Origin of the sequence: Caulobacter sp. BP25, from assembly GCF_002737755.1 — a bacterium.
GTDB lineage: Bacteria > Pseudomonadota > Alphaproteobacteria > Caulobacterales > Caulobacteraceae > Caulobacter.
In genome coordinates, this window is record NZ_PEGH01000008.1 from 161,530 (window position 1) to 186,801 (window position 25,272).

Consider the following 25,272-nt stretch of genomic DNA (forward strand, 5'->3'; position numbering starts at 1 on the left):
CTTGCGGCCTCATGAACGCTCGAGGCGGTCCCATGGACACAAAGCCCTATCGCAAGTTCGTCATCGTTGGCGGCGGCACGTCCGGCTGGATCGCCGCCGCCACCCTCATCCAGGCCCTGAAGGGCCGGGTGGGCGAGGTCGAGCTGATCGAGTCCGACGAGATCGGTACGGTCGGCGTCGGCGAGGCGACCATCCCGCCGATCCAGTTCCTGAACGGGCTGCTGGGGATCGACGAGTACGACTTTGTTCGCAAGACCCAGGCGACGTTCAAGCTGGGCATCCAGTTTCGCAACTGGGGCCGCCTGGGGCACGAGTACTTCCACCCGTTCGGCGTCTATGGCGAGCCGATCGACGGCGTCAGCTTTCACCACTACTGGCTGCGCCTGCGGGCCAATGGCGAGGGCGGGAGCCTGGACAGCTACGCGCTGTCGACGGTGGCGGCCAAGGCCGGAAAGTTCGCCGCCCCGCCCAAGGACCTGCCGCCGGGCGTGCCCGGGCTAGGCTACGCCTATCACTTCGACGCCGGGCTCTATGCGCGCTACCTCCGCGACTACGCCGAGACGCGCGGGGTCAAGCGCACCGAGGGCAAGATCGCTAAGGTCGAGCAGCGGCCGGAAGACGGCTTCGTCTCGGGGCTCGTTCTGGCCGATGGTCGCCGGATCGAGGGCGACTTCTTCATCGACTGCTCGGGCTTCCGCGGTCTGCTGATCGAGGAGGCGCTGGAGGCCGGCTTCGAGGACTGGTCGCACTGGCTGCCCTGTGATCGCGCCCTGGCCGTTCCGTGCGAGAACGCCTATCCGCTGACGCCCTACACCCGCTCGACCGCGCGCGAGGCCGGCTGGCAATGGCGCATCCCGCTGCAGCACCGCACCGGCAACGGCTATGTCTATTGCAGCGACTTCATCAGCGATGATGAGGCCGCTGGGACCCTGCTGGCCAATCTGGACGGCAAGGCCCTCGCCGACCCGCGTCCGCTACGCTTCAAGGCCGGGCGGCGCCGCAAGGCCTGGAGCAAGAACGTCGTGGCGCTGGGCCTGGCGGGCGGTTTCATGGAGCCGCTGGAATCGACCAGCATCCACCTGGTGCAGACGGGCGCGATGCGCCTGCTGGCTCTGCTGCCGCTGAGCGGCTACGACCCGGCCGCCGAGCAGGAGTACAATCGCCTGACGCAGATCGAATACGAGCAGATCCGCGACTTCATTATCCTGCACTATTGCGCCACCGAGCGGGATGACACGCCTCTTTGGAACTACTGCCGGACCATGGCGATCCCCGACAGCCTGGCGCACAAGATCGAGCTGTTCCGCAGCCGCGCGCCGAGCCCAGCTGGCTGGCGGTGTTCCTGGGGCAGGGGATCGAGCCGCGCGACTACGACCGGTTGGCCGATGTGCCATCCTATGACGAGGCCGCCGCCAAGGTCTGGAAGGTCGGCCAGGCCAACGCCAATCTGGTCTCGCGCCTGCCGACGCACGACGCCTTCATCGCCGCCGCCTGCAAGGCCGACCCCCTCGCCGCCTGAGGGGCGAAAACGCATGACAACGCTATCAAAGTCGGTTGCCGGTCTGAATTGTACGATTATAGTCGGCTGTGTTCAGCCAAGCCGGGGCCTCCCGGCGCGTCGGCGCGAAGAGGATGCGGTCCGCCGCCTCCATCATCGCGCGGCGTTCTTCCCGCGCACCGCCACCCGCGGCGGCGCGCGCATGTCTTGAGACGCGGGGAATACGAGACCGGGACTCGCCATGGCGCGCTCGCGCGGCGACGATCCCGTCCACAAAGTTGGTAGCGCTAACAAAGGCGCTCGATTGGGAGGAGGCGTATGAGGGCTTCACGGTTCGTGGCGGCAGGGCTGGCGGCGGCGCTTGTCCTCGGCGTTCTGGCGCCCGTGTCGGCGGCCGAACGGGACATGCCCCGGCTGGTCTCCAAGGACGGTCGCCACGCCCTGATGGTGGACGGCGCGCCGTGGCTTATGCTGGGCGCCCAGGTCAACAACTCCAGCGCCTGGCCCTCGCAGATGAACAAGGTCTGGCCGGCGATCGACCGTCTGGGCGCCAACACGGTCCAGGTCCCGATCGCCTGGGAGCAGATCGAGCCGGTCGAGGGTAAGTTCGACTTCTCCTATCTAGACCTGCTGCTGGCCCAGGCCCGCGAGCGTAAGGTGCGCCTGGTCCTGCTGTGGTTTGGAACCTGGAAGAACTCCTCGCCGTCCTATGCGCCCGAATGGGTCAAGCTGGACGACAAGCGCTTTCCGCGCCTGAGGACCGAGACCGGCGGACGGTCCTATTCGATGTCGCCGCTGGCCCAGACGACGCTCGATGCGGACCGCAAGGCGTTCGTGGCCCTGATGCGCCACCTGAAGGCGGCTGATAGCGACCAGAAGACGGTCATCATGGTTCAGGTCGAAAACGAGACCGGGACCTACGGCACGGTCCGGGACTTCGGCCCCGCCGCCCAGAAGGTGTTTGACGGCCCCGCGCCCGCCGCCCTGGTCAAGGCGCTCGGCGCCAAGCCGGGGACCTGGACCCAGGCCTTCGGCAAGGACGCCGACGAGTTCTTCCACGCCTGGCATATCGGCCGCTTCGTCGACCAGGTCGCCGCCGCCGGCAAGGCGGTCTATCCGCTGCCGATGTACGTCAACGCCGCTCTGCGTGACCCGATCGCGCCGGGCGATCCCAAAAGCTACTCGGCGGGCGGGCCCACCGACAATGTCATCGGCGTTTGGCAGGCGGCCGCGCCCTCGATCGACCTGATCGCGCCCGACATCTACATGAAAGAGTCGGTCAAGTACGAGGCGGTCCTCAAACACTACGGGCGCCCCGACAACGCCCTGTTCGTCGCCGAGACCGGCAATGATCCGGCCTATGCCCGCTACGTGTTCTCCACCCTGGGCAAGCAGGGGATCGGCTGGTCGCCGTTCGGCATGGACTATACCGGCTACGCAAACTACCCGCTGGGCGCAGCCAGGGTCGACGAGGCCCTGATCGACGTCTTCGCCGCCAACTACCGCCTGCTGGCGCCGATGGCCCGCGAATGGGCCAAGCTGTCCTTCGAGGGCAAGGTCTGGGGCGGCGCCGAGCCCGATGACCGGGCCGCGCAATCGACGACGATGGGCGACTGGACCGTCAGCCTCCGCTACGGCAAGTGGCAGTTCGGCGCTTGGGACTGGACCTGGCTCAAGGACCGTCCGGCGGGCCCGCAAGGCCCCGATGGCGGCGGTCTGATCGCTCAGCTCTCTCCCAACGAGTTCCTTGTCACGGGCCGCAACGTCCGCGTCGAGTTCGGCCGCGCCAAGACCGACGGCAAGCCGATGATGCTGGCGCGGGTCGAGGAAGGCCATTTCGAAAACGGTCAGTGGATCTTTGATCGCCTGTGGAACGGCGACCAGACGGACTACGGCCTCAACTTCACCAGCGGCTCGCAGGTTCTGCGGGTCAAGCTCGCGACCTACTGACGGAGACTGCCGACATGCGTATCCTTGCCCTCTCCGCCTTCGGCCTGGCCCTGATGGCCTCGTCATCGGCCCTCGCGCTTGACGGCGCCTTTACGACGACAGCCGATGGCGTGGTCGTCACCCCCGCCTCGGGCCCGGCCAAGAAGGTCCGGCTCCAGGTGATGAGTGATCGCGCGATCCGGGTCACCGCCTCGCCCACCGACGAGATCAAGGTCCCGCCCAGTCTGCAGGTGATCGCGGCCCCCAAGACCAGCGGGTTCACCGTCGAGCAGGTCGGCGGCAAGGTCGTGCTGAAGGCCGGCAAGGCCACGGCCGAGGTCGCGCTCTCGACCGGCGCGGTGTCGTTCAAGGACGCGGCCGGCAAGACCGTGTTGACCGAGCAGGCGCGATCGAACTTCAAGCCGCTGACCATCGACGGCAAGGGCTTCTACGCCATCAGCCAGCGATTTAATCCGAATACGGACGAAGGCTTTTACGGCCTGGGCCAGCACCAGAACGGCCAGATGAACTACAACGGCCAGGACGTCGAGCTGGCCCAGTACAATCGCGCCATCGCGATCCCGTTCGTGCTGTCTACGCGCAACTACGGTGTGCTGTGGGACAATAACGGCATCAGCCGGTTCGGCGATCCCACGCCCTACGCCCTGGCCTCGCGCGACCTGAAGGTCTTCGACGCCGACGGCAAGCCGGGCGGCTTCACCGCCAAGTACTACATCAACGGCGAGCTGAAGCTGACGCGCGTCGAGCAGGACATCGACTACCAGTACCTGGATGATCTGCCTAAGTGGCCGGCCGAACTGACCGGTCCCGACAAGAAGCCGCTCAAGGGCGCCAAGGTCGTCTGGGAGGGCTCGGTCGAGGGTCAGGTCGGCGGCCTGCAGAAGTTCAAGCTGTACTCGTCCAGCTACGCCAAGCTGTGGATCGACGGCCAGCTAAAGATCGACCGTTGGCGGCAGAACTGGAACCCGTGGTTCCATAACTTCACCGCCCCGATGAAGGCCGGAAGCCGCCACAAGGTGCGGGTCGAGTGGGAGCCCAACGACGGCTACATCGCCCTCCTGCACAACAACCCGATTCCGGCGGCCGAGCAGAAGTCGCTGACCCTGACCTCGGACGTCGCCCATGCGGTCGACTACTATTTCGTGGCGGGCGAGAACCTGGATCAGGTGGTTAGCGGCTATCGCGACCTGACGGGCAAGGCCCAGGCCCTGCCGCGCTGGGCCTATGGCTTCTGGCAGAGCCGCCAGCGCTACGAGACGCAGGAACAGCTGGTCGGCGTCGTGAAGGAGTACCGCAAGCGCAACGTGCCGCTCGACAACATCGTGCTCGACTGGCGCTACTGGAAAGACGACAGCTGGGGCACCCACAAGTTCGACGAAACCCGCTTCCCCGACCCGAAGAAGATGCTGCAGGACGTTCATGGCATGAACGCCCGCTTCATGATCTCGATCTGGCCGAAGTTCTATCCGACCACCGACAACTACAAGGAGCTGGACGCCAAGGGGTTCATATACCGCCGCAATGTCGAGCAGGGCGCTTTGGACTGGGTTGGGCCGGGTTATCTGAACGCGTTCTACGACCCGTACGCGAAGGAAGCGCGCAGCATCTACTGGCGCCAGGTCAAGGACAACCTGAAGGGGCTTGGCGTCGACGCCTGGTGGATGGACGCCGACGAGCCTGACATGCACTCCAACCTCGATGTCGCCGAGCGCACCCTGCGCATGGGGCCGACCGCGATGGGGCCGGGCGCGGAGTTCTTCAATTCCTACCCCCTGATCCACACGACTGGCGTGTTCGAGGGCGAGCGGGAGCTCGATCCGAACAAGCGCAGCTTCATCCTTTCGCGCTCGGGTTTCGGCGGCATCCAGCGCAATGGCGTGGCGCTATGGAGCGGTGACGTCGTGTCCCGCTGGGACGACTTCCGCGATCAGATCTCGGCCGGCGTGAACCTGTCGATGACCGGCGTGCCCAACTGGACCACCGACATTGGCGGGTTCTCGGTCGAGGATCGCTATATCCGCAAGGAGGCCCAGCACTGGCCCGAGTGGCAGGAGCTGAACCTGCGTTGGTACCAGTTCGGCGCCTTCAGCCCGCTGTTCCGCAGCCATGGCGAGGAGCCGTTCCGCGAGATCTGGAACCTCGCCGACGAGGGGAGCGAGGTCTACGACTCGCTCGTTTGGTACAACAAGCTCCGCTATCGGCTGACGCCCTACACCCTGACCCTGGCGGGCGAGACCTATCACCGCGACGGCAGCATTATGCGCGGCCTGGTCATGGACTTCCCGCAGGACCTGAAGGCGCGGAACATCGACGACCAGTACCTGTATGGCCCGTCGTTCCTGGTGGCGCCCGTCACCCAGTTCAAGGCGCGCTCGCGCTCGGTCTATCTGCCCGCCGGAACCACCTGGTACGACTTCGAGACTGGCAAGGCCCACGTGGGCGGCCAGACGATCCAGGCCGCCGCGCCGCTGAACCGCATGCCGCTGTTCGTTAAGGCCGGCGCCATCGTGCCCACGACCGAGGTCCAGCAGTATATCGGCGAGAAGCCGAACGCGCCGATCACCCTGCTGGTCTATACGGGCCAGGATGGCCGGTTCGAGCTCTACGAGGACGATGGCCTGTCGATGGCCTATCAGCGCGGGGCCTACAGCCGTATCCCGATCAGCTATGACGACGCCAGTGGTCGGCTGACCATCGGCCCGCGATCCGGCCGTTTCGATGGCATGGTCGACAAGCGGGTGTTCAAGGTCCGCTTCGTCCGCCCGGGCGTCAGATCGACGGACTTCGACGCCGCCGACGCCTCGGTCGACTATGCCGGCGGGCCCGTGACGGTGATGCGCCGGAAATAGACTTTGGCCGCCTGAGCGCGGGAGCCTCCTTGCCTTTTCCTCGTTGGAAGGGGGCAGGGAGGCTCCCGCGATGCGTCTTCATTTCCTCTTCGACGCCTGGAAGGCGTTTGTCTTCCTCATGGCCGTCCGCGCGGCGGCCAAGCCCTATCGCTTGCGTCGCGCGCCGCCGGCTAACGAGGCGGCGCAGGCCTCTGTCATGCTGAATCGGTGATTAATATAGAGCTGGATGTCGCTGTTGATGTGTTTCAAAATGAAACATTGATTATGTAAAATACCTATCTGTTCTAGGTAAATTCGATGTTCATGATTAATAAAATAGTGCAATAATTTAATTGAATATCTATCCGTTCTAAACGAAATAGAAATGACACATTCGGATACTGTTCGAGGGTAAAACGCCCACCGGTCGTCAAAAGGACACCGGGACACCTCGAATAGGAGTTGTTTCGTTATGGCGCTGAACAGCATCAATACGAACGCCGGGGCCCTGATCGCCCTGCAAAATCTGAACTCGACCAACGCCGAACTCGGCACCGTCCAGCAGCGTATCAACACCGGTAAGAAGGTGGGCAGCGCCAAGGACAACGGCGCTATCTGGGCCACGGCCAAGACGCAGTCGGCCAACGCTCAATCGCTGAACGCCGTGAAGGACTCGCTGCAACGCGGTCAGTCCACCATCGACGTGGCCCTGGCGGCCGGCGACACCATCACCGACCTGCTTGGCAAGATGAAGGAAAAGGCCCTGGCCGCTTCCGACACTTCGCTGAACTCGGCCGCGTTTAAGGCGCTGAACGCCGACTTCGTGTCGCTGCGCGACCAGATCACCAAGGCCGCCACCAACTCGAAATTCAACGGTGTTAGCCTGGCCGACGGCAAGACCAACACCATGACGTTCTTGGCCAACTCGGATGGCTCGGGCGTCACGGTGAACGCTCAAAACCTGTCTCTGGGGGGCTGGGCATCTCCACTGCGGCTGTCGGCTTCGCGACGGCCTCCGCTGCTAAGACGATGATCGCGACCCTCGACGCCGCCATCGGCACCGCCACCAACAAGCTGGCCGCCCTGGGCACCAGCTCGGTCGGCCTCGACACCCACCTGACCTTCATCGGCAAGCTGCAAGACAGCCTGGACGCCGGTGTCGGCAACCTGGTGGACGCCGACCTGGCCAAGGAAAGCGCCAAGCTGCAGTCGCTGCAAACCAAGCAGCAACTGGGTATCCAAGCGCTGTCGATCGCGAACTCTTCGAGCTCGTCGATCCTGAGCCTGTTCCGCTAAGAGAACGAAGCGTCGGCGTTCGCGCCGGCCGCTTTCTAGGGCGAGCCTTCGGGCTCGCCCTTTTTCTTTGCTCGGATGTCAGGTTCCGAACTGGGTGAACGGCACGCGGTTGAAGAACGCTCGCTCGGCCCCCCGCGGGTCGTCTTCCAAGCGCGAGACGTTGTCGAACACCATCGTCTGGCGGCGGTCCAGCGTGTAGGGCTCCCAGCGGGGCAGGCTTGCGCCATTTGGATCGCCGGTGCGGGCAAACGCGATGAAGGCGTCGCTCATCGTGTTCGACATGGCGACCGACTCCGGCCCCGTCCCGATGATCGAGCCCTTGGCATCCAGCGTGCCGAACACCAGGCCGATGTCGATCGTATGCGGCGCGCCGAAGATCCCGCCCTGGATCGGCGACTTCCAGTTGACCTGATAGACATAGGCCGGCGCGCCGGCGCGGGCCCGCTCCTCGGCCTGGATGATCGCCGCCTTCCACGAGCGCCCGGCGGTCGAGGCGGCGAAATAGACGTCGGCCGGCGAATAGGTCGGATAGGTCTGGCGATAGAAGGCGACCACCGTCTCGGGGGCGATGTCGATGCGGGCGTTGAACTGGCCCGGCAGCCTGGCGATCACCTCGTCCCAGGTCTGGGGGAAGGCCTTGGCGTCCCAGCCGATGAAGCCCTTGGTCTCGTCGTGGGTGTTGCCGACCATCATCGGGATCGACAGGCTCTGGGGCGCGGCGTCGGGGAAGAACGGGTGGCGGGTCAGCGACCGCTGGTCCAGCACAGGACCCACATAGACCCCGCCCGATCCGGCGATCGGATCGACCGCCTTCAGCCCCGCCAGCATCTCGGCGGCGGGCAGGGCGCGCAGGGCGGCCAGGTCCTTGATCCCCAGCTTGTCGAGGAAGGCTTTCGCGCGCTTGGTCGCGTTGAACGGACCGCCCACGGTGACCTGCTGGCCGCTCATGGTGGCGGCGCGGTGGAACAGGCCCTTGGCGGCGGGCATGGCCATCAGGGTGGCGATCTTGGCCCCGCCGCCGGACTGGCCAAACAGCATGACGCAATCGGGATCGCCGCCGAATCTGGCGATATTGTCGCGCACCCACTGCAGGGCCAGCACCAGATCCAACTGGCCGGCATTGCCGCTGTCGGCCACCGAGGGGTCGTTGAACAGGCGCGCCAGGTACAGATAGCCGAAGGCGTTGAGGCGGTGATTGACGGTCACCACCACGACGTCGCCGCGCTTGGCCAGCTTTGTCCCCTCATACCAGGGGCTGCCCCCGAACCGCCGTTATAGGCGCCGCCGTGGATGTAGAACATCACCGGCCGCTTGACCCCATCGGCGAGGCCGTCCTTGCGCGAGGCCTTGGCCGGGGTCCAGACATTGAGGAACAGGCAGTCTTCCGAGAGGGTCTCGCCCTCCTCGCCCTTGCCGGTCTGCATCGAGGCCGGACCATAGGCCAGGGCGTCCTTCACCTCGGTCCAGGGCTCGGGTTTGACCGGCGGCATGAACCGCCGCGCGCCGCCTGTGTCGGCCCCGTAGCGCAGACCCTTGAAGACGCTGACCCCGTCCTGGACGTAGCCGCGCACCTTGCCGTTGGTGGTCGCCACCACCGGCGAGCGCGCCTCTGCAGCGACGCCCGCACGGGGCAGGGCGGCGTAGGCCGTCAGCGCGGCGGCGCCGGTGATCAGGGTGCGGCGGGTGGCGGGCATCGGGTTTCCTCCGGCGCTTTCTGACGAGCGTACCCGTCAGAGGTAGCATGTAGCGTGACACCGGTAGCAACCCTTTCCTGCCTATCCCAGCTTCGAAAGCGGCGTCTGGCGGCGGGCGATGTCGGCGAGGCCGTCGAGCCATGCCTGGTGGGCGTTGAGCATAGGGTTGGGGCTAGTGGCCGCCAGGTCGCGCGCCGGCGCTCCGATCTGAGTTTCCTGGGTCAGTATCCGCACGCGGTCGCCGGATAGATCCTCGATCAGCCAGGCGTGGTGGACGTCCAGGCGCTGATCGCCTTCGCCTTCCACCCAACCGTGCCAGGCGATCCGGGCCGGAGCGCCATCACGCGGCGGCACATGCTCGACAACCTCGCCTTCGACGAGAAAGCCGAAGGTGGTGAACCGAAAGCGGGCGCCGGCCGACAGGTCTGGTCCCGATTGATTATGAAGGATCACATCCGAAGCATTGGCATAGTAGTCGGGCCAGGCGGTCGCCGTGTTCAGGTATGGCCACACCTGAGCCGTTGAAAGTTGGGGGACGATGATCTCGTTGGAGACGAAGTTATCGGTGGTCCCGGGGAGATAGCCCTCGGGCCAGATGATCGCGTTCATGGGCAAGACCTTTTTGGGCTTGGAAACCGTCCGGAGTGGACAGGAGGACCCATGCGCTCTATTCGTTCATAACGATAATCGTAATATTTTATTGGATCCATCACGCTGCGCGATATCAGAACGCTGGACCTGAATTTGCTGAAGACGCTGGACGCTTTGCTGGACGAGTGCAGCGTTACGCGGGCGGCCGAGCGGCTGGCCCTGACACAGCCGGCGGTCAGCGGAATGCTGGCGCGACTACGGGACAGTTTCGATGATCCCTTGTTCGTCCGCGCTCAACGGGGCGTGGCGCCCACGCCGCGCGCATTGGAGTTGGCGGGGCCGATCAAACAGATTCTGAGCCAGGCCGAGGCTTTGCTACGGCCGCCGATCTTTGATCCGGCGAAGGCCTCCTTCACCCTGGGCTTGGCCGCCACCGACTATGCATTGCAGGCCATTGTCGCACCTTTCATCGCGGCGTTGCGCCGACGTGCGCCGGGGATCACGGTGGCCGTGCGGCCGATGGAGGATGACCGCGTCTTGACGCAACTGGAACGCGGCGAGGTCGATATCGCGTTCATGACGCCGGATACCGCGCCGCCCGACTTATACGGCCGCCGGCTGTTTGATGAGCGCTATGTTTGCGCCATGAGGTCCGATCACCCCGATGCGGCGGACCTGTCTCTGGATCGCTTCTGCGCGCTGGACCATGCGCTGGTGTCTTATTCCGGCGGGGCCTTCTTCGGGGTGACCGACGCGGCGCTGGACAAGATCGGCCGGCGGCGGCGTGTCGCCGTGTCGGTCACCAGCTTCCTCGTCTTGCTGGAGGTGCTGCGCACCACCGACCTCATTGCGGTGGCCCCGCGCCGACTACTTTCCGAGGTCGACGGCCTTATCTTCCAGACGCCGCCGATCGAGATTCCAGGCTTTGCCAAGCTGGCTGTCTGGCATGAGCGGACCCACCGCGATCCAGCCCGCGCCTGGGTCCGAGACCTTCTGTTCCAGGTCGGCGCCGATCCGATGACCCCCTAAAGCCCCTTCACCGCAGCGGCATGCTCGGCGATCACCGCCAGGGTCGAGGCGTCGGCGTCGAACACGCCAAACAGGCCCTGCTCTTCCTGCGGAGGATCGCCAACATAGCTCTTGTCGCCCTTCTTGAACCAGGCGTCTGGTTGCTGAGCGCGGCCCTCGCCGTTCCAGGCCCAGAAGTTGACGCCCGCCACCGGCCCACCGGCCTTCATGTCGGCCAGGGCCAGGTCCAGCATCGTCTTGTAGAAGCGGTCGCGATAGGTGGTTGGCGAGCCCGGCGCGAACTGCCGACCATCCCGGATCAGGCCGAATTCCTCGATGGTCAGAGGCTTGTTCAGGCGCTTGGCCAGGGCGATGTGCTGGGCGACATAGTCGCGGCACTTCTGTTCGCCCGCCGCGTAGGTCGAGGGCTGGTCGGTCATGCTGATCCAGCCCCAGTTGTTGGGCCAGATGTGGATGGTCATGTAGTCGATCACCGGCGGGGCGTGGGCGTCGACGACGCAGGACTCAAGGCCCATGCAGCCCATGGTTCCTTCGCTGCCTGTGCTGACCAGGTGCTGGTTGTCCAGGCGCTTGATCAGGCTGGCCGTGTCGCGGATCCAGGCCTGGTAAGCGGGCATGTTGCTTTGGCCAAAAGCGTCCGAGCCGCCGGGCCGCGGCTCGTTGGCCAGCTGCCAGGCCATGATGGTCGGATCGTCGCGATAGGGCTTGCCGGTCACGGTGCTGACCCGGCCGACCAGGCTCGTCACATAGTGGCGGAAGAGCGCGTTGGCCTTCTGGTTAGCGTAGAACCGGGCCGAATAGTCCGCATACTGAGGCCAGGGATAGGCCGGGTCGCCCTGCTGGAACCACGGGCCGTCGCCCACCCAGTTCAGATAGGCCGGCATGCCGCCCGACCAGTCCCAGAAATTGTTGACGTAGATGACCGCCTTCATGTCGCGCTTGGCCATCTCGGCCAGGGCGACGTCCAGGCCTTTCAGCAGGTCGGCGTTATAGTCCTCGCCCGGCCCCCGGAAAGTGGGGTCCATAGCCACCTTAGCGGGAGACTGCTCGCCCGCGCCGAGGATGCGCAGGTTGGTCACCCCCATGGCCTTCAGGCGATCCAGCTCCCGGCGCAGGCGCCCCAGGTCGCCATAGCCGGCCGGCGCGCCCAGCCAGGCGGCGTACCAGACATTGGTCCCGGCGAAGCGATAGGGCTTGCCATCGAGCATCAGCCGGCCGTCCTTGACGGTCACGAACCCTTTGGGCGGCGCCGGCGCCTTGGCCGCTCCGATCGCGGGCAGGGCCGCTGCGGCGGCGATCAGGTGGCGGCGGGAAAGTGTCATGGCGTCCTCCGACGAACCTCTCAGGGCTCTCGGCGCGCACAATGCCGTGAGCTGATAGCGCTATCAACAGCGTGGTGCTCGATCTTTTCCGAGGTGGGGCTATGCCGGTGGAAAGAGGACGCTTGCCTCTACCTCTGCTCTAGGCCGTGCCAAACGCGCGAGACAAAGACGCCCCGTGCGTCCGTTTCGTAACGGACGACATAGCGCGATCCTCCGAACGGCACGATCAGCTCCCTGACCCCGCCGCCGACCAACCGGTCGCGCTCGGAGTATTCAGCCAACCGCTCGAAGTTCGCCTGCAATTGAGCGATCAACCGCCTCGCGGCGTCGGAGTTCTTCTCGAACAGGAAATCGTGGAGCCGCTCAATATCGAGGCGTGCAGCATTGGTGAGATAGACCGCGCGGCGCAGGGGGCTAACGACGATGGCGGGCCAAAAGACTATCGCGGACGTCAGCCCAGGGGGTGAGCGCGCCCTTGCTGTGCGCTGCGTCGAGGATAGCGCGATCAAGAGCGGGATCGGGGTCGACCGCCACACGCGTCGCGTCTTCCGCCTCGCGGTCTATCAGCAGGGCGGCGTAGTCTTCGGGCGACATGCCGAGCCGATCAGCCAAGGCCTTCAGCTTCTCGGCGTGTTGCGCGCCTAGATGAATGTCGAAGCCATCGGCCATGGGCGGAGAATCCCGCCGATGGCCGATGGCGTCAAGGCTTACAGGTTCAGCAGGGCCGGGTCGCCGCCCTGGGCGGTGATGTTGACGCTGAGCGCCCGCTCCACAGCGAAACGCAGTAGGGCGTGGGGGCCGCCGGCCTTGGGGCCGGTGCCCGACAGGCCCTCGCCGCCGAACGGCTGGACGCCGACGACCGCGCCGGTCATCGAGCGGTTGACGTAGGCGTTGCCGGCCGGGACCAGGCGCTGGACGTCGGCCGCGAAGCTCTCGATCCGCGAGTGGATGCCCAGGGTCAGGCCATAGCGGCGTGCCGCCAGGGCGCCGGCGACCTTGTCCAGATCCTCCGGCTTGTAGCGGACCACGTGCAGGATCGGGCCGAAAACCTCGCGCTCCAGGAAGTCGGCGGAGGGAATCTCGGCCAGGACCGGCGGGAAGAAGGTCCCGCCTGCCGGGGCTGACAGGGCGTGCAGCACCTTGGCCTCGCGCTTGAGGCGTTCCAGGTGCGTCTCGAGCGTGGCCTTGGCCTCGGCGTCGATGACCGGGCCGACGTCGGTGACGGCCAGGGCCGGATCGCCCAAAACGAGCGCGTCCATCGCGCCCTTCAGGCCCTCGATGATGTGGTCGGCGGTGTCGTGCGGCAGGAACAGCAGACGCAGGGCCGAGCAGCGCTGACCGGCCGAGCCGAAGGCCGAGACGATCACGTCGTCGATCACCTGCTCGCGCTGCGCCGTCGTGTCGACGAACATGCCGTTGAGGCCGCCGGTCTCGGCGATGAACGGCACGATCGGACCTTGGCGCTGAGCGAGAGTCTGGTTGATCCGCCAGGCGGTGTCGGTGCCGCCGGTGAAGGCGACGCCGTCCAGGCCCTCGTGGGCGACCAGGGCCGCGCCGACGGTCTCGCCGCGACCGGGCAGCAGGGCCAGCAGGCGCGGGTCAAGGCCAGCGGCGTGATAGAGCTTCACGGCCTCATAGGCGATCAGCGGGGTCTGCTCGGCGGGCTTGGCCAGCACGGCGTTGCCGGCCGCCAGGGCGGCGGCGATCTGGCCGGTGAAGATTGCCAGCGGGAAGTTCCACGGGCTGATGCAGACGAAGACCCCGCGCCCGGCCAGGCGCAGGCTGTTGGTCTCGCCGACCGGGCCCTTCAGAATCTCGCCGGCGCCGAACTGGTCCTCGGCGAGCACGGCGTAGTAGCGGCAGAAGTCGACCGCCTCGCGGACCTCGGCGATGCCGTCCGACAGGGTCTTGCCGGCCTCGCGCGAGAGGATGGCGATCAGGCGCTCTATATTGGCTTCCAGCGCATCGGCCATGGCGCGCAGCACCTGGGCGCGGGCGGCGCCGCCGACGCGATCCCAGGAGACTTGCGCGACGCGAGCCAGGCGGAAGGCCTCGTCGATCTGCGCCGGCTGGGCCTCGGAGACGGCGCCGACCACGCGAGCGTCGTCGGCGGGGGCGACCACCGGCAGGGGCGGGGTTCCGACGGCTAGCTTACCGCCGACCAGCGGACCGGCCGATAGGGTCTCGGCGTCGATCGCCGCGACGGCGGCGGCCAGGCGCTCGCGATCGGCTTTCACCGACAGATCGAGGCCAGCGCTGTTGCGGCGGCGCGGGCCGTAGACCTGGATCGGCGTCGGGATCTTGGCGTGGCGGTCGGGGTGGGCCTCGACGGTGTCGATCGGGTCGGTGACGACCTTCTCGACCGGCACGCGCTCGTCCAGCAGAGCATGGACGAACGAGGTGTTGGCGCCGTTCTCCAGCAGGCGGCGGACCAGGTAGGGCAGCAGGTCCTCGTGACCGCCCACGGGGGCGTAGGCCCGTAGCGTGATGCCGTCATAGAGGTCGTCGGCGGCCTTGTAGAGCGCCTCGCCCATGCCGTGCAGGCGCTGGTGCTCGATGCGTACGCCGGCGTTCTTGGCCATGCGGACCACTGCGGCCAGGGTGTGGGCGTTGTGGGTGGCGAACTGGGCGTAGAGGCCCGGCGCGGCGTCGATCAGCGCCTTGGCGTTGACCAGGTAAGACAGGTCCGTGGCCGGCTTGGTCGTATAGACCGGATAGTCGAGGCGGCCGGCGACCTGGGCGCGCTTGACCTCGCTGTCCCAGTAGGCGCCCTTGACCAGGCGCACCATCAGGCGGCGGCCGGTCGCTTCCGACAGGGCGCGCAGGCGGGCGATCACCTCGCCGCAGCGCTTCTGGTAGGCCTGGACGGCCAGGCCCAGGCCCTTCCATTCGCCCAGCTCCGGCTCGCGGCACAGCTTGTCCAGCAGCTTCAGCGACAGGGCCAGACGATCGGCCTCCTCGGCGTCGATCGTGAAGTTGATGTCGTAGCGGGCGGCGATCTTGGCCAGGCGCAGGGTGCGGGGATAGAGCTCCTCCCACACGCGGTCCTCGTGGGTGGCCTCGTAGCGCGGGCACAGGGCCGACAGCTTGACCGAGACGCCGTGGCCCTTCTCGGGACCGGCGCGGTTCGACAGCTTGCCCACCGTTTCGATCGCGTCGGCATAGGCCTTTTCATAGCGGGCGGCGTCGGCGGCGGTGCGGGCGCCCTCGCCCAGCATGTCGAACGAGCACATGGTGTCCTCGTTCGCCGCGCGCTTGATGGCGGCCTCGATCGTGCGGCCCAGGACGAACTGCTCGCCCATGATGCGGATGGCTTGGCCGACGGCGGCGCGGATCACCGGCTCGCCCAGACGCCCGGCCAGCTTCTTGATGAAGCCGGGCATGTTGTTGCGGGCCTCATCGTCGGGCTCGACGATCTTGCCGGTCAGCATCAGGCCCCAGGTCGAGGCGTTGACGAACAGGCTGTCGCTGCCGCCCAGGTGGCTGGCCCAGTCGGCCGAGCCGATCTTCTCGGCGATCAGCTTGTCGCGGGTGTCGTCGTCGGGCGTGCGCAGCAGGGCCTCGGCCAGACACATCAGGGCCAGACCCTCGCGGGTGCCCAGGCTGAACTCCTGCAGGAAGCTTTCGACCACGCCCTGCTTGCGGACGCTGCGGCGAGCGCCGCGCACCAGCGCTTCGGCTTCGGCGCGGACGGCGGCGCGGTCCTCGCTGGAGAGCGGCGCCTTGGCCAGCAGGTCGGCGATCACGGCGGCTTCGTCGCGATACTTGCCGTCGTCGAGGCTATCCCAGTTCATCACGGGCATGGTGTTCCCTGAAGTTAGAATATCATCGGTCTAACGCGACTTTCACCAAAGGTGCTTCGTTTGTTGAGCGCTGATCCCGTCAGGTCTTCGGTGTGGGCGCGAAAAGCGCACGTCCGCTCCAGCGCGTCGAGGCGCTCGGATACGAAGGATGCTGTGAAAATGGGGAGGGAGGAAGGGGCGCTGTCGGGGAGACATGGAGCGCCCCTTCCTCTCTAGAGCCTGTCCGTTTCTGATGGGACATCAGAAACGGATAAACAGGCTCGCTCGCTTTGAGCGAAAGCGTGGCAGGCGCCGAAACCGGTAGCCACTTTCGGCTGCCACGCTTTTGTTGCGACGCCCGGTTAGGGGGGAGAGAGCGAGCGTCGCGACGTTCCGAACGGCAAAGCCGCCCCACCGACGCCCTGAGGAGGAGGGGTTGGCGCGGGTGGGCTGGAACGATCGGAGGTGTAACGCTAAGCTTGTCGAAGGTGCTCTGTTTGTGGGCGCTATTTTTCGAAGCTTCTTCGGCAGAAACGCACGATGGCCAGTTCCGCTCTAGATGACACCGATCGCCGACTACTCAAGGTTCTGCAGGCCGACGGCCGCATCACCAACGCCGAGCTGGCCAAGCGCTGCAACCTGTCGCCGGCGGCCACGTTCGATCGCGTCCGGCGTCTGAAGGAGCGCGGCTTCATCACCGGCTACGCGGCGCTGCTGGACCCGGCCAAGGTCGACCGGGCGCTGTTGATCTTCGTGGAGGTGGTGCTGGAGCGGACCACGGGCGAGACCTTCGAGGACTTCGCCGCCGCCGTGCGCCGCGCGCCCGAGGTGCTGGAGTGCCACATGGTGGCCGGCGGCTTTGACTATCTGATCAAGGCCCGTGTGAAGGATATGGAGGCCTATCGCGGCTTCCTGGGCGACATCCTGGTCAAGATGCCCGGCGTGCGGGAGACCCGCACCTACGCCGTGCTCGAGGAGGTCAAGAGCACAGTCCAGCTGCCGCTTTAGTTAGAAGCGCCGATCACCGGGTTCGACAGGGGGCGACCGGAAAGATCGGTCGGCGCGATGATGGCGGAGGCGATGGCCATCAGGGCCAGCAGGCTGGCGACCACGATGCCGGCCACTTGGGCTGCCTGTTTCGCGGTCTGATCGTTCTTCGCTCTCGTCGTCATGGGTATCCTCTTCCGGCCTTAGCTTCTGCACGCGCGGAAACACCGTTCACATGCAAACGTTTACCTAAAAGGATTACCGAACGGTAAGAATTGACTTACCCCGTCCCCGGATCGGGTTCATGCGGACGAAAGCGGCTCTCCCCAGCGGTTGAGCGTAGGGTCCTGCGGCGAGGGCGCCGGACAGGTCTCGGTAGGCAGCCGCGCCTTCTTGTCGATGGCGCAACTGCAAAGCCCGCAGACGACGCTGGATCCCGCGCCAATCAGATGGTGCATGATGTGTTGGCCCGGGGGGCGGAGTTCAGGGCACGCCGCGCACGCCGCTTTTCGCGCGGCGACGCGCGCCTCGGACACCTCGCGGAAGCCGTGCGCACCCCAGCGGGCGAGAGCTTTGGCGGCCGCGAGGATCAGCGGGAGAGTGGGCGCGGGAGCCCATTTGGGTAATCCCGCGCCCGCCGCCCTTGACGCCACCTCGGAGTCCGCGATGGACGTGGGGCGCTCCGCGACTAGTTCATGCAGGAACATCGGATCGACGGCCGCGCGCTCGGCCAGCTTCGGTGGCAGCGGTTCGCTGAGACCGAGCGCTTGCGCCAGAGCGTCCGAGAGCGATGCGAGCGCTTCGGCTTTCGCATCGACACGAACCCGTCTTTCGAGTTCCAGAGACATTCCCCGCCTCAGGCGAAAGATTTGAGCGATGCGCCCGTGGAGGCGTAGCAGCTCGAGATCGCGCTCTCCAGGACGGCATTGATCGCGAAGCACGGCACTAAGGTCGGGCTATCGGTGCACTGGACCCAGGCGGTCTGGGCGGGGGGATTGTAAGACCAGGCTAAAGTGTAGCCCTGCGCGGAGAAGCTACCGGTATTCGGCAGCGGGTCGGGGCCGCCACGACTACCGGAGAGTTCCGAAAGACACGCCCATACAGCTGGCGTGACGTTGTTGTAGTTGAGCTGGGCGCAAGCAGACATCGTTATCTCCCTAGATGTGCTCTCTATGAGCGATTTATGTTGCGAGACTATCGCTATAAGGGTGCGGCGAGGGAGTCAATCATAGATAATAGCTTTATAATAGATACACCTTAAGTTGTACTCTCCAGCGAACGCCTGCGTCTTACGGGTGATGTGAAACTGGGAAATGCGCCGCGCTTTTCTGGCGGCGTGACGGCTAGGCGAGCAGAAATGCAAAGGGGCCGCCTGACGCATCAGACGACCCCATCAAGTCAGGCGCTCAACATGAGAAGGGCGTCTCTGCCCGAGCGCTATGGCAAGTGGCGCACGGTGCGTCGACGGTTCAGCCGCTGGTGTCTCGGCGGGTCTGGGAGCGGGTGTTCGGGCCTCTCGCCGCTGACCGGGACAACAAATAGCTGCTCGACGGCGCCATTGTCCGCGCCCACCAGCAGGCGGCGGGCGGAAAAAGGGGGGGAAGGGGCGGCTCCCGGGAATGGGGGAGAGGAGCGCGCCCCTTCCGTTCGTGACCATCGGGGGGGATGATGGCCGACGAACTTCCCCGGGGCTGACCGGGGAAGTCTGTAAAGGCTCAGCGGGCGGGGGCGCCGCCGCCGAGCGTCTTGTAGAGCGTCACCAGGTTGGTCGCGCGATCCAGGCGCGCGCTGATCAGGCCCTGCTGGGCCGAATACAGCGTGCGCTGGGAGTCGAGCAGGGTCAGGGCGCTGTCGACGCCCGCGTCGCGACGCTGACGCGACAGCCGCTCGCTGTCGGCGGCCGCCGCGACCAGACGCTCCTGGGCGGCCAGGCGGTCCGAAACCGTCTGACGAACCGATAGGGCGTCCGAGACCTCGCGGAAGGCCGTCTGCACGGTCTTCTCGTAGGTCGCCACGGCGATGTCGCGGCTGGCCTTGGCGCTGTCCAGGCCGGCGACATTGGCCCCGCCCGCGAAGATCGGCAGGCTGATCTGGGGCGTGAAGCTCCAGCTGCCGGTGCCGTTCTTGAACAGATCGCCCAGGTCGCCGCTGGCCGCGCCGGTCGAGCCGGTCAGGCTGATGCGCGGGAAGAAGGCCGCGCGGGCCGCGCCGATATTGGCGTTGGCGCCCTGCAGGCTGTGCTCGGCCGACAGCACGTCGGGACGACGCGCCAAGACGTCGGACGGCAGGCCCGCCGGCAGATCCGCCAGGATCTTGGCCGACGAAACGTCGCCGGAGGGCAGCAGCTCGGCCGGCACGTCGCCGCCCGCCAGCAGCACCAGGGCGTTGCGGTCCTGGGCCACTTGGGCGGTGTAGGTGGCGACGTCCGAGCGGGCGGTCTCGGCCAGGGTCTCGGCGTTGCGCAGATCGAGCAGCGAGCCGACCCCGCCATCGACCTGGCGACGGGTCAGAGCCAGGGACTCCTCGCGGGCGGCCAGGGTGTTCTTGGCCAGGGCCAGGCGGTCCTGGTCAGCCGCCAGCGTCAGCCAAGCGTTGGCTGTCTCGGCAATCAGACTGATCCGGGTCGAGCGCGCGGTCTCTCCGGTGGCGAAGAAGCTTTGCAGCGCCTGCTGGTTCAGGCTGCGCACGCGGCCGAACAGGTCCAGCTCATAGGCCGTGAAGCCGATGGTGGCGCTGTAGGTGTCCACTTCGATGGCCTGGCCCGTTCCGGACGTCGCCGCCGGGGTGCGGCTGCGGGTTTCGCCGAGCGCGCCGTTGATGGCCGGGAACAGGTTGGCGCGCTGGACGCCATAGGTGGCCCGGGCCTTCTCGATGTTCAGCACCGCCACGCGCAGGTCGCGGTTCTGCTTGAGGGCCAGGTCGACCACGCCTTGCAGGCGCGGATCGACCAGCACCTGGCGCCAGTCGAGGTCGGCGGCCGTGACCGAGCTGGTGGGCTCGGCCGTCGGGGTGGACCAGGTCTGGGTTACCGGCAGGGTCGGGCGCTCGTACTTGGGCGCCAGGGTGCAGGCGCTGACCGCCGTGGAGGCGAGCAGGATCAGGGTGAGATTACGGAACATGGTCAGTGGGCCTCCGTCGACGGGGCGTCGCCTTGAGGGGCGGCGGCCGCGTCATGACCGGCGTGCTTGGGTTTGAAGATCTTCTCGACCACCACGAAGAATAGCGGGACGAAGAAGATCGCCAGGAGGGTGGCCGAGATCATGCCGCCGATCACGCCGGTGCCGATCGCGTGCTGGGCGCCGGAGCCGGCCCCGTTGGAGATCGCCAGCGGCAGAACGCCGAACACGAAGGCCAGCGAGGTCATGATGATCGGGCGCAGGCGAAGGCGGACAGCCTCCAGCGTCGCTTCGATCAGGCCCATGCCCTTCTCGTAGAGGTCCTTGGCGAACTCGACGATCAGGATGGCGTTCTTGGCCGCCAGGCCCATGGTCGTCAGCAGGCCCACCTGGAAGTAGATGTCGTTGCTGAGGCCGCGAGCAAAGGTCGCCAGCAGAGCGCCGATGACGCCTAGCGGGATGACCATGATAACGGCCAGCGGGATCGACCAGCTCTCATAGAGAGCGGCCAGCAGCAGGAACACGACCAGGATCGAGATGGCGTACAGGGCGGGAGCCTGGTTGCCAGCCTCCAGTTCCTGGGCCGACAGGCCGGTCCACTCGTAGCCGACGCCCGGGGGCAGCTTGGCCGCGATCTTCTCCATCGCCGCGATCGCGTCGCCCGAGCTCTTGCCCGGAGCGGGCGAGCCCTGGAGGTTCACCGAAGACAGGCCGTTGTAGCGTTCCAGACGCGGCGAGCCGTAGGTCCAGGAGGCGCTGGCGAAGGCCGGGAAGGGGACCATCTGGCCGCTGTCGTTACGCACGTACCAGCGGTTCAGGTCCTCCGGCGTCATGCGGTAGGGCGCGTCGGCCTGGATGTAGACCTTCTTGACCCGGCCGCGGTCGATGAAGTCGTTGACGTACGACCCGCCCCACGCGGCGCTGAGGGCGCTGTTGATGTCGGCGGTGGTCAGGCCCAGCGCGCCGGCCTTGGCCTGGTCGACCTCGATCTTCAGCTGCGGGGTGTCGTCCTGGCCGTTCGGGCGCACGCCCACGAGGTTGGGATCCTGGGCGGCCATGCCCAGCATCATGTTGCGGGCGTTCATCAGCGTCTCGTGGCCGACGCCGCCGGTGTCCTGCAGCTGGAAGTCGAAGCCGGACGAGTTGCCCAGTTCCGACACGGCCGGCGGGACGATCGCGAACACCATGGCGTCGCGGATCTGGCTGAAGGCGCCCATGGCGCGACCCGCCACGGCCTGGGCCTTTAGATTGGCCGATTTGCGGACGTCGAAGTCCTTCAGGCGGATGAAGGCGAGGCCCGCGTTCTGGCCCGCGCCGGCGAAGCTGAAGCCCGAGACGGTGAACACCGACTGGACCGCGTCCTTCTCGCCGACCAGGAAGTGGTCGCGCACCTTGTCGAGCACGGCCAGGGTCTTCTCCTCGGTCGCGCCGGCAGGCAGCTGGACCAGGGTGAACATGGTGCCCTGGTCTTCTTCCGGCAGGAAGGCGCTGGGCAGGCGGACGAACAGCAGGCCCATGGCCACGATGATCGCGGCGTAGACGGCCATCCAGCGGCCGCTCTTGCCGAGGATCTTGCGCACGCTGCCTTGGTAGCGGCCGCTCATGTCGTTGAAGCTGCGGTTGAACCAGCCGAAGAAGCCGGTCTTCTCGTCGTGGTGGCCAGCCTGGACCGGCTTCAGCATCGTGGCGCAGAGGGCCGGGGTCAGGATCAGGGCGACGATCACCGACAGGCCCATGGCCGAGACGATGGTGATCGAGAACTGACGGTAGATCACGCCTTGCGAGCCGCCGAAGAAGGCCATCGGCACGAACACCGCCGCCAGCACGAGAGCGATGCCGATCAGGGCGCCGGTGATCTCGTTCATGGACTTGCGGGTGGCTTCCTTGGGCGACAGGCCCTCCTCGCTCATCACGCGCTCGACGTTCTCGACCACCACGATGGCGTCGTCGACCAGAAGGCCGATGGCCAGCACCAGGCCGAACATGGTGAGCGTGTTGATCGAGTAGCCGAAGGCCGCCAGCACGCCGAAGGTGCCCAAGAGGACGACCGGCACGGCGATGGTCGGGATCAGGGTCGCGCGCCAGTTCTGCAGGAACAGGAACATGACGATGAAGACGAGAATGACGGCCTCGATCAGCGTCTTGACCACCTCGTGGATCGACAGCTCTACGAACGGCGTCGAGTCATAGGGGATGACGTACTTGTAGCTGGCCGGGAAGTTCTTCTGCAGCTGGGCCATCTTGGTCTTCACGGCCGCGGCGGTGTCCAGCGCGTTGGCGCCGGGAGCCAGCCTGATGGCCATGCCGGCGGCGGGTTTGCCGTCGAACTTGGCGGTCGAAAGATAGCTTTCCGAGCCCAGTTCGACGCGGGCGACGTCGCCCAGGCGCACGGTGGCGCCGCCGGTGGAGTTCTTCAGGATGATCTGACGGAACTGATCGGGCGTCTGCAGACGCGACTGGGCGGTGATGGTGGCGTTCAGGCCCGTGCCCGGCAGGTTCGGGGTCCCGCCGATCTGGCCGGCCGAAACCTGGGCGTTCTGGGCCTGGATCGCGGCCGAAACGTCGGCCGGGGTCAGGCTGAAGCTGGCCAGTTTCTGCGGGTCCAGCCAGATGCGCATGGCGTACTGAGAGCCGAACAGTTGGATGTCGCCGACGCCGTCGACGCGGCTCAGCGGGTCCTGGATATTCGAGGCCAGATAGTCGGCCAGATCGGTGCCGGTGGTCTTGGGGTCCTCGGAATAGAGGCCTACGACCATCATGAAGTTCCGCGCCGACTTGGCGACCGTCAGGCCTTGCTGCTGCACTTCCTGCGGCAGCAGGGCGGTGGCGGTCTGCAGCTTGTTCTGGACCTGGACCTGGGCGATGTCGATGTCGGTGCCGGCCTTGAAGGTCAGGGTGATCGTGGCCGAGCCCGAGCTGTCGCTGGTCGACGACATGTAATCCAGGCCGTCCAGGCCCTTCATCTTCTGTTCGATGACCTGGGTGACGCTGTCCTCGACCGTCTTGGCCGAGGCGCCGGGATAGATGGCCGAGATGGACACCTGCGGCAGGGCGATTTCAGGATATTGCGCGATCGGCAGGGTCCGGATGGCGAGCGCCCCGGCCAGCATGATCACGATGGCGATGACCCATGCGAAGATGGGCCTGTCGATGAAGAAACGGGAAAGCATCGGGAGCTGGCCTTAGCGCTGAGCTTGGGCGGCGGGGGCCGCGCCGGCGGGGACGGCCTTGATCGGCGCGCCCGGACGGACCTTCATCAGGCCCTCGACGATGACCTTGTCGCCGGCGTTGAGGCCGCTGGTGACCAGCCACTTGTCGCCGACCGTCCGGCCCAGGGTGATCGGGCGCGGTTCGGGGCCCTTGGCGCCGACCAGCATCACGGTCGCGCCGCCCTTCGGGTCGCGGTTGACGGCGGTCTGCGGGATCAGGATGCCGCCCGAGGCCACGCCCTGGCTGAGGGTCGCGCGAACATACATACCAGGCAGCAGCACGCCGTTCGGGTTGGGGAACACCGCGCGCAGCGTCACCGAACCGGTGCCGGCGTCGACGGTGACGTCCGAGAATTCCAGCGTGCCCGGAGTCGGATAGGTCGAGCCGTCCTCGAGCGTCAGGGTCACCTGGGCCGAGTTGGTCTTACCCAGCTTGCCGCTGGCGAACTGCTGCTTCAGCTTCAGGAGCTCGGCCGAGGTCTGGGTCAGGTCGACATAGATCTTCGACAGGTCCTGCACCGTGGCCAAGGCCGTGGCCTGGCTGGCGGTGACCAGGGCGCCGGGGGTCACGGCGCTCTTGCCGATGCGGCCAGTGATCGGCGAGGCGACCTTGGTGTAGTTGAGGTTGATGCGGGCGGTGTCCAGCGCCGCCTTCTGAACCGCGACGGCGGCGGCGGTCTGGGCGGCGGTCGCCTGGGCGTCGTCATTGTCCTGCTTGGAGACCGCGCCGCTCTCGACCAGGGTCTTGTAGCGGTCGGCCTTCAGCTTGGCGGCCAGGGCCGTGGCCTGGGCCTGGGCCAGCGAGGCGGCGGCGCTGTTGTAGGTGGCCTGATAGGTGGCCGGGTCGATCTGATAGAGCGACTGACCGGCTTGGACGATCGCGCCCTCTTCGAACAGGCGCGACTTGATGACGCCCCCCACCTGCGGGCGCACTTCCGAGACCAGGAAGGCCGAGGTGCGGCCCGAAAGCTCGGTGGTCAGGCCCACCGCTTGCGGTTGGACGGAGATGTAGGCGACCTCGGTCGGACCGCCCATGCCCGCGCCGGCGCCGGCGCCTTTCTGGCCGCAGGCCGAAAGGGTGAGCGCGATGGCGGCGAGTCCCACGGCCGTGACGGCGGCGGTGTGTTTGGCGTGCATATGTGACCCCGGATGCGTTGGGCTAGCGAGCTATTGCACTTGACTAGACCGGCATGATGAACAATCTGAGAATGAACGTTCATTCTCAATTGGGCTGGACATAGGAGTGTGACTATCGCATGTCAACCTCCAAGCCTGGCCACTGAGGCTGACCTAACGGAAATGTAATGTCGCTTAGGATCTTCAATGATTGATGACGCCCAGTCGGGCCGCCCATCGCCGGAATCGCGCCGTCAGCAGATCCTTGACGCGGCCTGCGAGCGCGTGCGCCATTCGGGTTTCCACGGCGCCAGCATGGCCGACATCGCCAAGGCCGCAGGCCTCAGCGTGGGTCAGATCTATCGCTACTTCGAGAACAAGGAAGCGATCATCGCCGCCATTGTCGAGCAGGACCTGGCCGAGATGCGCGACAAGTTCGCCGAACTCGAGAGCCAGCCGGGCACACTGGTCGACGCGATCGACGAGCACTTGCCCGAAAGCATCGATAAGTGTTTCGAGCCTGGCCGGGCCGCTCTGGCGCTGGAAGTCATCGCCGAGGCCGCGCGCAATCCCAAGGTCGCCGCCATCGTCCGTTCGGCGGACGACCAGGAGCGGCAGATGGCCAAGTCCCTGATGGAACGCAGCCGCAAGCCCGAATGGAGCGAGGCCGAGTTCCTGGCGCGCTGCGAGGTCATCGGCCTGATCTTCGACGGCCTGCTGATCCGGGGTGTGAACCATCCCGATCTGGATCGCGAGGCCCTGGGCCAGGCGCTACGCTCGACCGTGCGGCATCTGCTGAGCTGATGGCCTAGGAAGGATCGACCTTCAAGCCAGAGAATATTTCCCGCCTTCCT

Annotated in this window: 16 protein-coding genes and 3 pseudogenes; 8 read left to right on the forward strand and 11 right to left on the reverse strand. The window is 66.3% G+C overall.

What is annotated here, in order from left to right; all coding sequences use genetic code 11:
* Positions 1-32: 32 nt before the first annotated feature.
* The 5 genes and pseudogenes from CSW59_RS05640 to CSW59_RS05655 all read left to right on the forward strand — a co-directional run bounded on the left by CSW59_RS05640 (position 33) and on the right by CSW59_RS05655 (position 7,572).
* Positions 33-1,519, forward strand: a pseudogene (locus CSW59_RS05640) (tryptophan halogenase family protein).
* Between the two features lie 297 nt (positions 1,520-1,816).
* Positions 1,817-3,448 carry a DUF5597 domain-containing protein gene (locus CSW59_RS05645; RefSeq protein ID WP_099443111.1) on the forward strand — a complete coding sequence of 544 codons (1,632 nt, stop codon included), beginning with the start codon at positions 1,817-1,819 and terminating at the stop codon, positions 3,446-3,448.
* A gap of 14 nt (positions 3,449-3,462) precedes the next feature.
* On the forward strand, positions 3,463-6,297 hold the full coding sequence (locus tag CSW59_RS05650; protein ID WP_143754957.1) for a TIM-barrel domain-containing protein: 2,835 nt from the start codon (positions 3,463-3,465) through the stop codon (positions 6,295-6,297).
* Between the two features lie 70 nt (positions 6,298-6,367).
* Positions 6,368-6,508 (forward strand): hypothetical protein, encoded by a 141-nt coding sequence (locus tag CSW59_RS20730; protein WP_161495019.1) that lies wholly within the window; start codon positions 6,368-6,370, stop codon positions 6,506-6,508.
* 240 nt (positions 6,509-6,748) lie between these two features.
* A pseudogene (locus tag CSW59_RS05655) lies at positions 6,749-7,572 on the forward strand (flagellin).
* Positions 7,573-7,650: 78 nt separating this feature from the next.
* Here CSW59_RS05655 and CSW59_RS05660 read toward each other — a convergent pair.
* Positions 7,651-9,266, reverse strand: a pseudogene (locus CSW59_RS05660) (carboxylesterase/lipase family protein).
* Positions 9,267-9,347: 81 nt separating this feature from the next.
* Entirely contained in the window at positions 9,348-9,875 is a 528-nt protein-coding gene (locus CSW59_RS05665) for a polyketide cyclase (RefSeq protein WP_099443112.1), read from the reverse strand.
* A gap of 135 nt (positions 9,876-10,010) precedes the next feature.
* Between CSW59_RS05665 and CSW59_RS05670 the strand changes: the two genes are divergently transcribed.
* The gene (locus tag CSW59_RS05670) at positions 10,011-10,886 is read left to right on the forward strand and encodes a LysR family transcriptional regulator (RefSeq protein WP_236632160.1); all 876 of its coding nucleotides are present in this window, start codon (positions 10,011-10,013) and stop codon (positions 10,884-10,886) included.
* Here the strand turns inward: CSW59_RS05670 and CSW59_RS05675 are convergent.
* The 4 genes from CSW59_RS05675 to putA all read right to left on the reverse strand — a co-directional run bounded on the left by CSW59_RS05675 (position 10,883) and on the right by putA (position 16,005).
* Positions 10,883-12,208 carry a cellulase family glycosylhydrolase gene (locus CSW59_RS05675; RefSeq protein ID WP_099443114.1) on the reverse strand — a complete coding sequence of 442 codons (1,326 nt, stop codon included), beginning with the start codon at positions 12,206-12,208 and terminating at the stop codon, positions 10,883-10,885. The genes CSW59_RS05670 and CSW59_RS05675 overlap by 4 nt on opposite strands.
* 128 nt (positions 12,209-12,336) lie before the next feature.
* Positions 12,337-12,717, reverse strand: a complete 381-nt coding sequence (locus CSW59_RS21755) for a type II toxin-antitoxin system RelE/ParE family toxin (protein WP_161495020.1) — start codon at positions 12,715-12,717, stop codon at positions 12,337-12,339.
* A complete protein-coding gene (locus CSW59_RS05685; protein ID WP_099443116.1) occupies positions 12,623-12,877 on the reverse strand; it encodes an antitoxin in 255 nt (84 codons plus the stop codon). Before CSW59_RS05685 ends, CSW59_RS21755 begins: the two co-directional genes overlap by 95 nt.
* A 38-nt stretch (positions 12,878-12,915) precedes the next feature.
* On the reverse strand, positions 12,916-16,005 hold the full coding sequence (putA, locus tag CSW59_RS05690) for a bifunctional proline dehydrogenase/L-glutamate gamma-semialdehyde dehydrogenase PutA (protein ID WP_099443158.1): 3,090 nt from the start codon (positions 16,003-16,005) through the stop codon (positions 12,916-12,918).
* Positions 16,006-16,530: 525 nt separating this feature from the next.
* Here putA and CSW59_RS05695 point away from each other — a divergent pair.
* Positions 16,531-16,998, forward strand: a complete 468-nt coding sequence (locus CSW59_RS05695; protein WP_099443117.1) for an Lrp/AsnC ligand binding domain-containing protein — start codon at positions 16,531-16,533, stop codon at positions 16,996-16,998.
* On the opposite strand, the gene CSW59_RS20735 is transcribed toward CSW59_RS05695, so the two are convergent.
* The 5 genes from CSW59_RS20735 to CSW59_RS05715 all read right to left on the reverse strand — a co-directional run bounded on the left by CSW59_RS20735 (position 16,995) and on the right by CSW59_RS05715 (position 24,439).
* Entirely contained in the window at positions 16,995-17,162 is a 168-nt protein-coding gene (locus tag CSW59_RS20735) for a hypothetical protein (RefSeq protein ID WP_161495021.1), read from the reverse strand. The genes CSW59_RS05695 and CSW59_RS20735 overlap by 4 nt on opposite strands.
* Before the next feature lie 117 nt (positions 17,163-17,279).
* Positions 17,280-17,825 carry a hypothetical protein gene (locus tag CSW59_RS05700; protein ID WP_099443118.1) on the reverse strand — a complete coding sequence of 182 codons (546 nt, stop codon included), beginning with the start codon at positions 17,823-17,825 and terminating at the stop codon, positions 17,280-17,282.
* 867 nt (positions 17,826-18,692) lie between these two features.
* Complete coding sequence (locus tag CSW59_RS05705) at positions 18,693-20,096, reverse strand: efflux transporter outer membrane subunit (RefSeq protein ID WP_099443119.1); 1,404 nt, start codon at positions 20,094-20,096, stop codon at positions 18,693-18,695.
* A 2-nt stretch (positions 20,097-20,098) separates the two neighbouring features.
* Positions 20,099-23,263 carry an efflux RND transporter permease subunit gene (locus tag CSW59_RS05710; RefSeq protein ID WP_099443120.1) on the reverse strand — a complete coding sequence of 1,055 codons (3,165 nt, stop codon included), beginning with the start codon at positions 23,261-23,263 and terminating at the stop codon, positions 20,099-20,101.
* 12 nt (positions 23,264-23,275) lie between these two features.
* Complete coding sequence (locus CSW59_RS05715) at positions 23,276-24,439, reverse strand: efflux RND transporter periplasmic adaptor subunit (RefSeq protein ID WP_099443121.1); 1,164 nt, start codon at positions 24,437-24,439, stop codon at positions 23,276-23,278.
* 186 nt (positions 24,440-24,625) lie between these two features.
* Here CSW59_RS05715 and CSW59_RS05720 point away from each other — a divergent pair, with 186 nt between their 5' ends.
* A complete protein-coding gene (locus CSW59_RS05720) occupies positions 24,626-25,222 on the forward strand; it encodes a TetR/AcrR family transcriptional regulator (RefSeq protein WP_099443122.1) in 597 nt (198 codons plus the stop codon).
* Positions 25,223-25,272 lie beyond the last annotated feature (50 nt).